The 11,811-nt window shown below is 70.4% G+C and carries 10 protein-coding genes; 6 read left to right on the forward strand and 4 right to left on the reverse strand.

Features of this window, described 5'->3' with window-relative positions; genetic code table 11:
* Positions 1 to 82: 82 nt before the first annotated feature.
* Entirely contained in the window at positions 83 to 1,711 is a 1,629-nt protein-coding gene (locus FS825_RS03935; protein ID WP_144711024.1) for an ABC transporter substrate-binding protein, read from the reverse strand.
* Positions 1,712 to 1,743: 32 nt separating this feature from the next.
* On the opposite strand from FS825_RS03935, the gene FS825_RS03940 reads away from it, so the two are divergent.
* Complete coding sequence (locus FS825_RS03940; RefSeq protein ID WP_144711026.1) at positions 1,744 to 2,343, forward strand: TetR/AcrR family transcriptional regulator; 600 nt, start codon at positions 1,744 to 1,746, stop codon at positions 2,341 to 2,343.
* Positions 2,344 to 2,441: 98 nt separating this feature from the next.
* Here FS825_RS03940 and FS825_RS03945 read toward each other — a convergent pair whose 3' ends face one another.
* Positions 2,442 to 3,485 (reverse strand): cation diffusion facilitator family transporter, encoded by a 1,044-nt coding sequence (locus FS825_RS03945; protein WP_144711028.1) that lies wholly within the window; start codon positions 3,483 to 3,485, stop codon positions 2,442 to 2,444.
* A 235-nt stretch (positions 3,486 to 3,720) separates the two neighbouring features.
* Here FS825_RS03945 and ileS point away from each other — a divergent pair, with 235 nt between their 5' ends.
* Genes ileS through FS825_RS03970 form a run of 5 tightly spaced genes read left to right on the forward strand, consistent with a single transcriptional unit; the run spans position 3,721 to position 10,168 of the window.
* A complete protein-coding gene (ileS, locus tag FS825_RS03950) occupies positions 3,721 to 6,975 on the forward strand; it encodes an isoleucine--tRNA ligase (RefSeq protein WP_144711030.1) in 3,255 nt (1,084 codons plus the stop codon).
* Positions 6,972 to 8,432, forward strand: a complete 1,461-nt coding sequence (locus FS825_RS03955; protein WP_144711032.1) for a bifunctional folylpolyglutamate synthase/dihydrofolate synthase — start codon at positions 6,972 to 6,974, stop codon at positions 8,430 to 8,432. The genes ileS and FS825_RS03955 overlap by 4 nt, the downstream gene beginning before the upstream one ends.
* Entirely contained in the window at positions 8,429 to 8,845 is a 417-nt protein-coding gene (locus FS825_RS03960) for a DUF4233 domain-containing protein (protein ID WP_144711034.1), read from the forward strand. The genes FS825_RS03955 and FS825_RS03960 overlap by 4 nt, the downstream gene beginning before the upstream one ends.
* Before the next feature lie 36 nt (positions 8,846 to 8,881).
* Complete coding sequence (gene ndk / locus FS825_RS03965) at positions 8,882 to 9,301, forward strand: nucleoside-diphosphate kinase (protein ID WP_070416558.1); 420 nt, start codon at positions 8,882 to 8,884, stop codon at positions 9,299 to 9,301.
* 18 nt (positions 9,302 to 9,319) lie between these two features.
* Positions 9,320 to 10,168 (forward strand): DsbA family protein, encoded by an 849-nt coding sequence (locus FS825_RS03970; RefSeq protein WP_144711036.1) that lies wholly within the window; start codon positions 9,320 to 9,322, stop codon positions 10,166 to 10,168.
* 75 nt (positions 10,169 to 10,243) lie between these two features.
* Here FS825_RS03970 and FS825_RS03975 read toward each other — a convergent pair whose 3' ends face one another.
* Together FS825_RS03975 and FS825_RS03980 are read right to left on the reverse strand one after the other, a co-directional pair.
* Positions 10,244 to 11,095 carry a DsbA family protein gene (locus FS825_RS03975; protein WP_144711038.1) on the reverse strand — a complete coding sequence of 284 codons (852 nt, stop codon included), beginning with the start codon at positions 11,093 to 11,095 and terminating at the stop codon, positions 10,244 to 10,246.
* Positions 11,096 to 11,195: 100 nt separating this feature from the next.
* Positions 11,196 to 11,798 carry a vitamin K epoxide reductase family protein gene (locus tag FS825_RS03980; protein ID WP_260980998.1) on the reverse strand — a complete coding sequence of 201 codons (603 nt, stop codon included), beginning with the start codon at positions 11,796 to 11,798 and terminating at the stop codon, positions 11,196 to 11,198.
* Between the last annotated feature and the right edge of the window lie 13 nt (positions 11,799 to 11,811).

Raw genomic sequence — 11,811 nt, forward strand, 5'->3', positions numbered from 1 at the left:
CACCGTCCTGCGGCCGAGCCACCCGGTGACCGCGGCGGGTCCGCCGGGCGCACGCCGCGCCTCCAGTCCGTCTTCCCGTCCGTCAGCGGTCGATCCAAGCCGTGCCGAACCACGGTGTGGACACCGCGGTGGTCTGCACGCCGTGCACGGCCGACCGGATCAGGAAGTGGTTCTGCTGGTCGTAGAGCGGGAGGACGGTGCCGCTGGCGAGGATGGTCTTCTGCGCCTGCTCGTAGAGGTCGCCGCGCTCGGACGTGTCGGACGTGCGTGCGGCCTGCTCGAGCAGCCGGTCGAGTGCCGGGTCGTCGAGCTGCGCGAGGTTCGCGAAGTACCCGGACGGGGCGGGCGTGATGCTCGCGCTGTCGTAGAGGATGCGGAGGACGTCCGCGCCGACCTTCGTGTACGGCGCGCTGACGACGTCGTACTGGTTCGCGGCGAGGGCGGCGTACCAGCTCGACAGGTCGAGCTCCTTGATGACGACCTTGAAGCCGACGGCCTTCTCGGAGGCCTGGATCTGCTGGAAGAGGCTCCGCTCGGCGGGCACGGACTGGTTCGTCGACACCGGGAAGGTGACCGTGAGCTGCTGGCCGTCCTTCTCGCGCACGCCGTCGCTGCCGACCTTCCACCCGGCCTCGTCGAGGAGCTGCTTCGCCTTGGTGGGGGAGTAGCCGAACAGGCTCTTGTCCGAGTACCCGTAGGGCTCGACGCTGGAGAGCACCGAGTACGAGCGCTTCGCCGTGCCGAGGAAGAGCGACTGGATGCCGGGGTTGATCTCGGCACCTGCGATGAACGCCTTGCGGACGGCTTCGTCGCGGAACACGCCGTGGCCGGAGTTGAGCTCGAGGCGGTTCGACGCGCCGGGGCGGGGCGCGTCCAGGTCGCGGATCGAGCCCTTCGCCGACGCGGCCTTGAGCTGGTCGGGCTGGGCGTTGTCGATGACGTCGACCTGGCCGGACTGCAGTGCCGCGTAGCGGGAGGTCGAGTCGGGCAGGAACCGCCACGTGATGCCGGACAGGCGCGGCTTCGTGGTGCCGGTGAGCGGCGTGTAGTCGGCGTTCTTGGTCAGCGTCACCCGGTCGCCGTGCTTCCACCCGGTGACCTCGAACGGGCCGGTGCCGACCGGGGACTCGCAGTTGACGGCCTGCGAGTGCTGCAGGGCCTTCGGGGACTCCATGCCGACCCACGGCTGCGAGAACGACTCGAGCAGGGCGCTGTCCGGTCGGCTCAGCGTCAGCGTGACGGTGTGGTCGTCCGTGGCGGTGGCCTTCGTGATCGACTGCAGCGCGAGGTAGCCGGTGCTGGACGCGGTCGCCGGGTCCTGCACGTGCTCGATGTTCGCCACGACCGCGGCGGCGTCGAACGCGGTGCCGTCGGTGAAGGTGACGTCGTCGCGGAGCGTGAAGGTGAGGGTCTTGCCGTCGTCGCTCGTCGTCCAGGACTTCGCGAGCGCGGGCACCGGCTTGCCGTCGTCGAGTGCGGTGAGCTCCTCGATGTACTGGCTCGACAGCAGGGCCTGCGGGTAGTTGCCGCCGACGTGCGGGTCGAGGCAGGTCGGTTCGGCGTCGCCCGAGGCGTACACGAGGGTGCCGCCGGTGACCGGGGTGCTGCTGGACGTGGCTGCGCCGCCGCCCGTGCAGCCGGCGAGCACGAGGAGGAGGGCGGCGGCACCGGCGACGGCGGCCGTGGTTTTCTGTACTGAGTCCAAGATCATGGCTGGACGAGTCTAGCGGTTTACTGGGGCGCATGGACGAACCGATGCGCCGCGGTGGCCGCCCCCGACGCTCGAGTGCCGAGGTGCTCGCCGACGCCGCGGCCGAGCTGTTCCTCGAGCAGGGGTACGGGCGGACGACGGTCGACCAGATCGCCGTGCGGGCCGGGGTGAGCCGGGCGACGTTCTTCAACTACTTCACCGCGAAGTCCGACGTGCTCTGGCTCGAGCTCGACGCCGCGGTCGCGGGGTTGCCCGGGTACCTGGCGGCCTCGACCGAGGCGAGTGCGGTGCGCGCGGTGGAGGAGGCCCTGCTCGGTGCCGCCCGCGCCCACGATCCGGAGCGGGTGCCGTGGGCGATCGCGCAGGCCGAGGTGATGGGCATCGGTCCCGAGCTCGTCGCGAGCGTGGCGACCCGGGTCACCGCGCAGCACACGGCCGTCGCGGCGTTCGTGGCCGGGCGGACGGGGGACCACCCGGCGGCGCTCTGGCCGCAGACGGTGGCCGGGGCGATGCTCGGGGCGGCTGCAGCGGCGTTCGGCGTGTGGGTCGCCGACGGGGTCGGGCGTCGGGCGCTCGTGGAGTACGTCGGGGCGGCGCTCACGCCGGTGGCGTCCGGGCTCGACGCGCACTGACGACACGGCGCCGCGCGCCCCGCCACCGGCCACCCCGGCGGCCCGCCGCGCCGGGCCGGGCCCAGCCGCACGCCACGCCGCACGCCACGCCGCGCGCCTCAGCCGGCCCGGAGCGTCCCCGCGCCGCCGGCCGCCACGTCCTCGACGGTCCCGTCCCGCACCACCTCGGGCACCTCGTCCGCCGTCGGCACGAGGGACCGGTCGCCCGGCTGGCTCAGGGTGAGGACGGCCTCCTCGATGTACTGGCTCGACTCCAGGGACTCCTCGACCTCCCGGAGCCGGACGGCCACGTGCTCCTCGTTCTCGTTCCCGGTGAGGTCGACCGCCGCCACGAGGTACACCCGGGACGGCCCGACGAACTCGAGGTGCAGGTACGTGACCCGCTCGACCTGGTCCCGACGGAGCAGCTCGACGAGCACCGCGTTCTCGAGCTCCGGCGACGTGCTCTCGCCGAGCAGGAACCGGCGGTTGCGGTCGATGAGCACGACGGCGACGACGCCGAGCAGCACGCCCACCGCGATCGACCCGAGGGCGTCGAACACGGCGAGTCCGGTGACCTGGTGGAGGAACACGCCGAGGAACGCGATCACCAGTCCGACCAGCGCGGCGGCGTCCTCGGCGAAGACGGCCCGGAGTGTGGGGTTGGAGGACTGCAGCACGTGGCGGAGCACCGGCACGCGGCGCTTGGTCGCGGCGCCGTGCGCCTGCCGGTACGCCTGCAGGAAGCTCGTGCCCTCGAGGCAGAACGCGATGGCGAGCACGACGTAGTTGAGCAGGACGTCCTCGGCGGGCCCGGTGTCCCCGAGCTCGGTGATGCCGTGCCAGATCGACACGACGGCGCCGGCGGTGAACAGCCCGAACGCGGCGAACATCGACCAGATGTAGGTCTCACGGCCGTACCCGAGCGGGTGTCGCTCGTCCCGGGTCCGGGCGCCGCGGCGTTCGGCGATGAGCAGGAACACCTCGTTGCCGGTGTCCGCCCAGGAGTGCGCCGCCTCGGCGACCATCGACGCGGACCCGGTGAGCATCGAGGCGATCGTCTTGGCGATCGCGACGAGCAGGTTCGCGGCGAAGGCGATGACGACGGTGAGCAGGGACTCGGGACGCTCCTGCTGCGCGGGGGCAGCATCTGACGAGGGCATCGCTCCAGCATGCTCCCGTCCGCTAAACTCGTGCTCACAGGCGTCGAACCGGCCATCACCGGGGAGCCTCCGGAAGAACGCGACCCGGCAGCGGGGCGTCAGTAGAACCGGGCGGACCGGGCCGCATCCCCCCGACACGAGCGGTCGCGCAGCAGTGCGCGGCAAGCGAGGTGGTACCGCGGAGCGCACGCTCCGTCCTCGTGGTCCGGATCCGACGACCTCAGGAGCTCCCGCGGTGCGCTACCCCCTCAACGCCGATCACGACGGTGTCTCGCCGTCGCCGTCCTTCCCTGCTGTCGAAGAGGGCATCCTCGCCTTCTGGAAGGGCGACGCCACGTTCCAGGCGTCCATCGACCAGCGCGAGGGCTGCCCGGAGTGGACCTTCTACGACGGCCCGCCGTTCGCCAACGGCCTGCCGCACTACGGGCACCTGCTGACCGGGTACGCGAAGGACGTCTTCCCGCGGTACCAGACCATGCGCGGCAAGCAGGTGCACCGCCGCTTCGGCTGGGACACCCACGGCCTGCCCGCCGAGCTCGAGGCGATGCGCCAGCTCGGCATCACCGAGAAGCACGAGATCGACGCGATGGGCATCGACGTCTTCAACGCCGCGGCGAAGAAGAGCGTCCTGCAGTACACCGACGAGTGGCAGCAGTACGTGACCCGTCAGGCGCGCTGGGTCGACTTCGAGCACGACTACAAGACCCTCGACGTCACGTTCATGGAGAGCGTCCTGTGGGCGTGGAAGCAGCTCTGGGACAAGGGTCTCGCGTACGAGGGCTTCCGGGTCCTGCCGTACTGCTGGAACGACCAGACGCCGCTGTCGAACCACGAGCTCCGGATGGACGACGACGTCTACCAGATGCGTCAGGACCAGTCCGTGACGGTGTCGTTCCCGCTGCAGGGTGCGCGCGCTGCGTCGCTCGGGCTGGCCGGCGTGCGGGCGCTCGCCTGGACGACGACCCCGTGGACCCTCCCAACGAACGCCGCGTTGGCAGTGGGACCGAGCGTTTCGTACGTGGTGCTGCCGGCGGGCCCTGGAGGCGCGGCTGACGGTGGCAGCGCCGGTTCCGCGCAGTACCTGCTCGCGTCGGACACCGTGGCCGCCTACGCGAAGGACCTCGGCTACGAGTCGCCGGACGCCGCTGTCGCGGCGGTGACGCGCGAGCTGCAGGGCAGCGAGCTCGACGGCGTGGAGTACGAGCGCCTGTTCGACTTCCTCGACGGGACCGAGGGCTACGAGAACGCCTGGCGGATCCTCGTCGCCGACTACGTCGAGACCGGCGAGGGCACCGGCATCGTGCACCAGGCCCCGGCCTACGGCGCCGACGACCAGGAGGTCTGCGCCGCCGCGGGCATCCCCGTCGTCCTCTCCCTCGACGCGGGCGGCGTCTTCACGTCGCAGTTCCCGCTCGTCGAGGGGCTGCTCTGGTCGGACGCGAACAAGCCGCTGACGAAGGCCGTGCGCGACGCCGGTCGTCTGCTGCGCCAGGCCTCCTACGAGCACAGCTACCCGCACTGCTGGCGGTGCCGGAAGCCCCTCATCTACAAGGCCGTCTCGTCGTGGTTCGTCCGCGTCACCGACTTCCGCGACCGGATGGGCGAGCTCAACCAGGACATCAACTGGGTCCCGGACAACGTCAAGGACGGCCAGTTCGGCAAGTGGGTCGGGAACGCGATCGACTGGTCGGTGTCCCGCAACCGGTACTTCGGCACGCCGATCCCGGTGTGGCAGTCCGACGACCCCGAGCACCCCCGGACCGACGTGTACGGCTCGCTCGAGGAGATCGAGCGCGACTTCGGCCGGCTGCCGCTGAACGCCGAGGGGCAGGTGGACCTGCACCGCCCGTTCATCGACGACCTGACGCGCCCGAACCCGGACGACCCCACCGGGAAGTCCACGATGCGCCGCATCTCGGACGTCTTCGACGTGTGGTTCGACTCGGGTTCGATGCCGTACGCCCAGGTGCACTACCCGTTCGAGAACCGCGAGTGGTTCGAGTCGCACAACCCCGCCGACTTCATCGTCGAGTACATCGGGCAGACCCGCGGCTGGTTCTACGTCATGCACGTGCTCTCCACCGCGCTGTTCGACCGGCCGGCCTTCAAGAACGTCATCAGCCACGGCATCGTGCTCGGCTCGGACGGTCAGAAGATGTCGAAGTCGCTCCGGAACTACCCCGACGTCTCGGAGGTGTACGACCGCGACGGCTCCGACGCCATGCGCTGGTTCCTCATGTCGTCGTCGGTGATCCGCGGCGGCAACCTCGTCGTCACGGAGGAGGGGATCCGGCAGGGCGTCCGCGAGTTCCTCCTGCCGCTCTGGTCGACGTACTACTTCTTCACGCTGTACTCCAACGCCTCCGGGCCCGACGGGTACCAGGCTGCGCGCCGCACGGATTCGACCGACGTGCTCGACCGCTACCTGCTCGCGAAGACCCGCGTGCTCGTCGAGGACGTCACGACGCACCTCGACGCGCTCGACACCCCGCTCGCGGCCCAGGCCGTCCGGGACTTCGCCGACGTGCTGACGAACTGGTACGTCCGGCGCTCCCGCGACAAGTTCTGGCTCGGCGCGGAGTCCTCGCCAGAGGCCAGGGCGGCGTTCGACACGCTGTACACCGTGCTCGAGACGCTCACCCGCGTCGCGGCCCCGCTCGCGCCGCTCGTCACCGAGGAGATCTGGAAGGGGCTCACCGGCGGCCGCAGCGTGCACCTGACGGACTTCCCGGACGCAGCCGAGTTCCCGGCCGACGACGCCCTCGTCGCTGCCATGGACCGCGTGCGCGACGTCGCGTCGAAGGGCCTCGCGCTCCGCAAGTCCACCGGCAAGCGCGTCCGGCTCCCGCTCGCGACGCTGACCCTCGTCGTCCCGGACCCTGCAGCCGTCGAGCCCTTCTCGGACATCCTCCGCGACGAGCTCAACGTCAAGCGGGTGGTCCTCGAGCAGCAGGAGGAGTCCTCGCTCGGCCGCTACGGCATCGAGCGCAAGCTCACCGTGAACGCCCGCGCCGCCGGACCCCGCATCGGCAAGCAGGTGCAGCAGGTCATCCCCGCCGCCAAGAAGGGCGACTGGACCGCGACCGAGTCCGGCGTCACGGTCGGTGGCGTCGACCTCGTCGCGGGCGAGTACTCGCTCGACCTCACGGTCGCCGACGACTCGGTGGCGGTGGCCTTCCTCGACGGGGGCGGCTTCGCGGTGCTCGACACCGTGACCACGCCCGAGCTCGAGGCCGAGGGGCTCGCCCGGGACGTCGTCCGTGCCGTGCAGCAGGCCCGCCGCGACGCCGACCTCGACGTCAGCGACCGCATCGCCCTGACGCTCGGCGCCGACCCCGCCGCGAGCGCGGCCGTCCGGACCCACCAGGAGCTCATCGCGGGGGAGACCCTGTCGACGAGCGTCGCGGTCGTGGAGCGGACGTTCGCCGAGGGCGAGGGCACCGACGTCGGCGACGGTGCCAAGGTGTCCGTGGAGGTGGCACGCGCATGAGCGACTACAGCAACGACGACGAGCACGACGAGACCACACCGGACGGCATCGAGATCCCGGTCGGCCCCGCCGGCGACACCGACCCCGCCGAGGCGCTGCCGTACGGTCGGGACGACGACGAGGTCGGGCGCGTCGAGGCGGCCCTGTACGCCCGCATCGGCGAGCAGGCGCCCGAGCACCGGCTGTCCGCGACCCGGCGCGCCGTCGAGCTCCTCGGCGACCCGCACCTCTCCTACCCGGTCATCCACCTCACCGGGACGAACGGCAAGACCTCGACGGCACGGATGACCGAGAGCATCGTCCGGGCGCACGGACTCCGCACCGGGCTCATGACGAGCCCGCACCTGGTGTCCATCCGGGAACGCATCGTGATCGACGGCGCGCCCATCGCACCGGAGAAGTTCGTGGAGAACTGGGACGACATCGCCCCCGTCCTCGAGCTCACCGACAAGGAGCTCACCGACAAGGGCGAGCTCCCGCTGACGTTCTTCGAGGCGCTCACCGTCCTCGCGCTGGCGTCGTTCGCCGAGGCGCCCGTCGACGTCGCCGTGATCGAGGTCGGCATGGGCGGCGAGTGGGACTCCACCAACGTCGTGCAGAGCCAGGTCCAGGTGTTCACGCCGATCGCCATCGACCACGCCAAGCAGCTCGGCAACACCGTCGCCGAGATCGCCCGCACGAAGTCGGGCATCATCAAGCCGTCCTCCGCGGTCGTGTCGAGCGCCCAGACACCGGAGGCGCTCGCCGAACTGCAGCGCGCCGCCGAGCTCACCGAGTCGACCCTCGCGGTCGAGGGCGACGCCTTCCGGGTCGTCGACGTGACGCCGGCCGTGGGCGGCCAGCTCGTCACCGTCCAGGGCATCGCCGGACGCTACGACGACCTGTTCCTCCCGCTCTTCGGGCGGCACCAGGCCGACAACGCCGCCGTCGCGATCGCCGCCGTGGAGTCCTTCCTCGGCCGCGGTTCGCAGCCCCTCGACGAGGACGTCCTGTCCGAGGGGCTCGCCAACGCGACCAGCCCCGGACGCCTCCAGCCCATCGCCCAGGACCCGACCGTGGTCGTCGACGCCGCGCACAACCCGCACGGCGCTCGTGCCCTCGCCGCGGCCCTGCCGGTGGCGTTCCCGTCCGAGCACGTGGTCGGAGTCGTCGGGATCCTCGGGGACAAGGACGCCCGCGGGTTCGTCCGCGCGCTCAAGGACACCGTCGCGACGTTCGTCGTCACGCAGCCACCGGGCGACCGCGCCCTCGACGCGGACGCGTTCGCCCGCATCGTCGTGGACGAGGTCGGCGAGGACCGGGTGGTCGTCGAGCCGTCCCTCGCGGCGGCGCTGCAGGAGGCGCGCGACCTCGCCGAGGACGCGGACGCCGAGGACGCCCTCGTGCTCGTCGCGGGTTCGATCGTGATGGTGGGCAAGGTCATGGACCTGGTGCACTCGGAAGGCGAGACGAAGTGACGGACGCTCCCCGCGCCTCCCGACCGGGACGCGCCCCGCGCACCCGGAAGCCGCGTCGCGAACGCGGCGCGCAGGAGAGCCTGCTGTCGATCGCCCTCGTCCTCGAGGCGATCATGTTCTTCTTCCCGACACTCGTCGTCTACGGCAAGGGCACGCTCCCGCCGGCACTCGCGTTCGGCGGCGGCATCGGGGCGATGATCGTGCTCGCGCTGGCGTCACGCCTGACCGGCAACCGGGCCGGTGTATGGTTCGGGTGGCTGCTGCAGGCGGCCATCCTCGCCACCGGGTTCATCGAACCGTTCATGTTCGCGGTCGCCGTGGTGTTCCTGGCGCTGTGGGTCTTCTGCTTCGTCAAGGGCGGTCAGCTCGACCGCATGAACGCCGCGCGTCGGGCCGCACTGGGCGAGGACTGACCACCCCCATTCGACCCCGAACACTAGGAGTTCTGCGTGTCCGACCTCGAAGAGACCCTCGTCCTCGTCAAGCCCGACGGCGTCGCCCGCCAGCTCACCGGTGAGATCCTCCGCCGGATCGAGGCGAAGGGCTACGAGATCGTCGACCTGAAGATGGTGACGGCGCCCCGTGACCTGCTCGACGCCCACTACGAGGAGCACCAGGGCAAGCCGTTCTTCGAGCCGCTGGTCGAGTTCATGCAGTCCGGCCCGGTCGTCGCCGTGCGCGTCGCCGGCAACGGCGTCATCGCCGGCTTCCGGTCGCTCGCCGGCACCACCGACCCGACCTCCGCCGCTCCGGGCACCATCCGTGGTGACCTCGGCCGCGACTGGGGTCTCAAGGTGCAGCAGAACCTCGTGCACGGGTCGGACAGCCCCGAGTCGTCGGCGCGCGAGCTCGCGCTCTGGTTCGCCTGAGCCCGGGGGAGTCGACCCGTGACGAACAACGACCGTCCGTCGAAGAACGAGCGTCGTCAGCACGCGCGTGAGGTCGCTCGCCAGCGTGCCGACGCGGAGAAGCGCCGCAAGCGTCGCAACCGCTGGTTCCTGCAGGGCGGCATCGGCCTCGGCATCATCGCGATCGCGGCCGTCGTCGCGATCGTCCTGGTGAACGTCAACAACCAGCCCGCCGTGTCGGCCGCCGGCCCGAAGAACATGGCCACCGGTGCGATCCAGTTCACCGGCGGCGACGGCAAGGTCACCCCGGTGACCACGCCCGCGGTGTCCGCGAAGGGAACCCCCTCGGCCATCCCGACGGCGAACTCCGACGGCGCCGTCGCGGTGACCGAGTACGTCGACTGGGCGTGCCCGGTGTGCAAGCAGTTCGAGGCCGCCTACGCCGACCAGATCCTCGACAAGGTGAAGTCCGGTGAGGCGACCCTCGCGATCCACCCGGTGTCGATCCTCGACCGGAACTACCAGAACTCGCGCTACGCCAGCCGTGCCGCGAACGCCGCGATGTGCGTCGCGAACTACGATCCGGACAAGTTCCTCGACGTCCAGACGCAGTTCTTCGACAACCAGCCGGAAGAGCAGACCAGCGGGTTGACGAACGCGCAGATCGCGAAGCTCGTCAGGGCCGGCGGTGCGACCGGGTCGGACGTCTCCGACTGCCTGTCCAGCGAGCAGTTCAAGGGCTGGGTCACCAAGTCGACCAACGCGGTGCTCGCCGACACGAGCCTGCAGGGCACGCAGGGCTTCGGCACGCCGACCGTCCTGGTGAACGGCAAGAAGATCGAGACGTTGACCGACGTCATCACCGCGATCGATGCCGCCGCGAAGTAGTCACACCCGCAGCGACGAACAGGCCCTCGCTCCCGATCGGGAGCGGGGGCCTGTCGCTGTGCTCGGCCGGGGGCGTCAGCCCGTGGTGACGCTCTGCTCGACGAACGCGGCGAACGCGTCGGTGTCGGTGAGTGAGCCGCTGTACTGCTTGCCGTTCACGATGACCGTCGGGGTGCCGGTGACCTTGTCGAGTGACGAGTTCGGGATCGCGTCGTTGAGCACCCGGTTCGTGGCGTCGGCGACCCACCCCGCGAAGGTCTGCCCGGTGATGCACGAGGCCACCTTGCTGTTGGTCGCCCCGGCCGCCTTCGCCAGGGAGGCGAGCTTGTCGTTCGTGAGGCCGCGGGTGCTCTCGGACGGCTGGTTCTCGTAGAGCGAGGTGTTGTACGCGAGGAAGGCGTCGGGGTCGTAGTTCGCGACGCACGCGGCCGCCGCGGCGGAGCGGGTCGAGTACTTCGAACCGAGGGACGACCGGTCGAGCAGGTTGAACGGGTGCAGTTCGAGCGTCGCCGAGCCGTCCTTCACCCACTGCTGGATCTGGGACATCTGGCTGGTCTCGAACTGGTTGCAGTACGGGCACATGTAGTCCGTGTACACGGTGATGTTCGCGACCGAGTCGTCCTGCTTCGTCGCCGTCGGCTTCCCGCCTTCCGGGACCGCCTTGGTCGTCACGGGGACGATCTGCCCGTTCACGCCGTGCAGCAGGATGCCGTCGCTCGCCATGTTCTTCGGGCCGGGGCCGGCGGGCTGCACCGAGTTCGCGATCACCACGACGACGATCGCGATCACCGCGAGGCCGCCGACGATGATCCCGCTGATCCCCAGCGTCTTGTTGCGGCGGCGGCGCGCCTGCTCCTTGGCACGGGCTTCGCGGGCACGCTCGCGCGCCGCGTCCCGTCGGGCCTTCTTGCTCTCGTTCTCGCTCATCGAGTTCGAGCGTAGGTGCTGCCCGTCGGTCGTCCTGGCGTCCTGGCTGGGAAGCACCCAGGAATTCGATGACGTGTCATCGGCAACCCCCAGCGGAGGCTCAGAAGGACGAAAGGATCGTCGGGAACTTGATGAGGATCGTCACGACGATGAACAGGTAGTTCGCCAGCGGGAACGCCCAGCAGAAGGGGAGCAGCACCCGCCCGAGGCGCTGGGTGCTCGCGCCGAACCGTCCCTGCGCCGCGTTCCAGATCGTGAACACCCAGAACATCGGGATCGTCATCGACCAGACGAGCATGCACCACGGGCACAGGGCGCCGATGAACCACACGGTCTGCGTGAACAGCCACGTGACGAACACCCAGGCCACGAAGACGCCCGCGTTGAACGCGATCCAGAACCAGCGCGATCCGTTCCGGAAGCCCGCGAGCAAGAGCACCGCGACGGCGATCGGCGCGACGAAGCCCATCACGCCGAGCAGCGGGTTCGGGAAGCCGAACAGGTGCCCCTGCCAGCTCGCCATGACGTCCGAGCAGCTGATGAACGGGTTGACGTCGCAGGAGAGCACCTTCTTCGGGTCCGCGTACTTCGCGAACTCGTCGAGGACGAGTGCGAAGGACCCGACGAGGCCCACCAGACCGGTGATGAGGAGGAAGACCGCCATGGCGATCGGACGGCGGGCGACAGGTGCTGGCGTGCTCACGGCGTCATCATCG

Origin of the sequence: Curtobacterium pusillum, assembly GCF_007680845.1 — a bacterium.
GTDB lineage: Bacteria > Actinomycetota > Actinomycetes > Actinomycetales > Microbacteriaceae > Curtobacterium > Curtobacterium pusillum_B.

Bases quoted from the DNA above. Each gene is read 5' to 3' on its own strand.
- FS825_RS03935 (WP_144711024.1), bottom strand. From the start codon at position 1,711: ATGATCTTGGACTCAGTACAGAAAACCACGGCCGCCGTCGCCGGTGCC.
- FS825_RS03940 (WP_144711026.1), top strand. From the start codon at position 1,744: ATGGACGAACCGATGCGCCGCGGTGGCCGCCCCCGACGCTCGAGTGCC.
- FS825_RS03945 (WP_144711028.1), bottom strand. From the start codon at position 3,485: ATGCCCTCGTCAGATGCTGCCCCCGCGCAGCAGGAGCGTCCCGAGTCC.
- FS825_RS03955 (WP_144711032.1), top strand. From the start codon at position 6,972: ATGAGCGACTACAGCAACGACGACGAGCACGACGAGACCACACCGGAC.
- FS825_RS03975 (WP_144711038.1), bottom strand. From the start codon at position 11,095: ATGAGCGAGAACGAGAGCAAGAAGGCCCGACGGGACGCGGCGCGCGAG.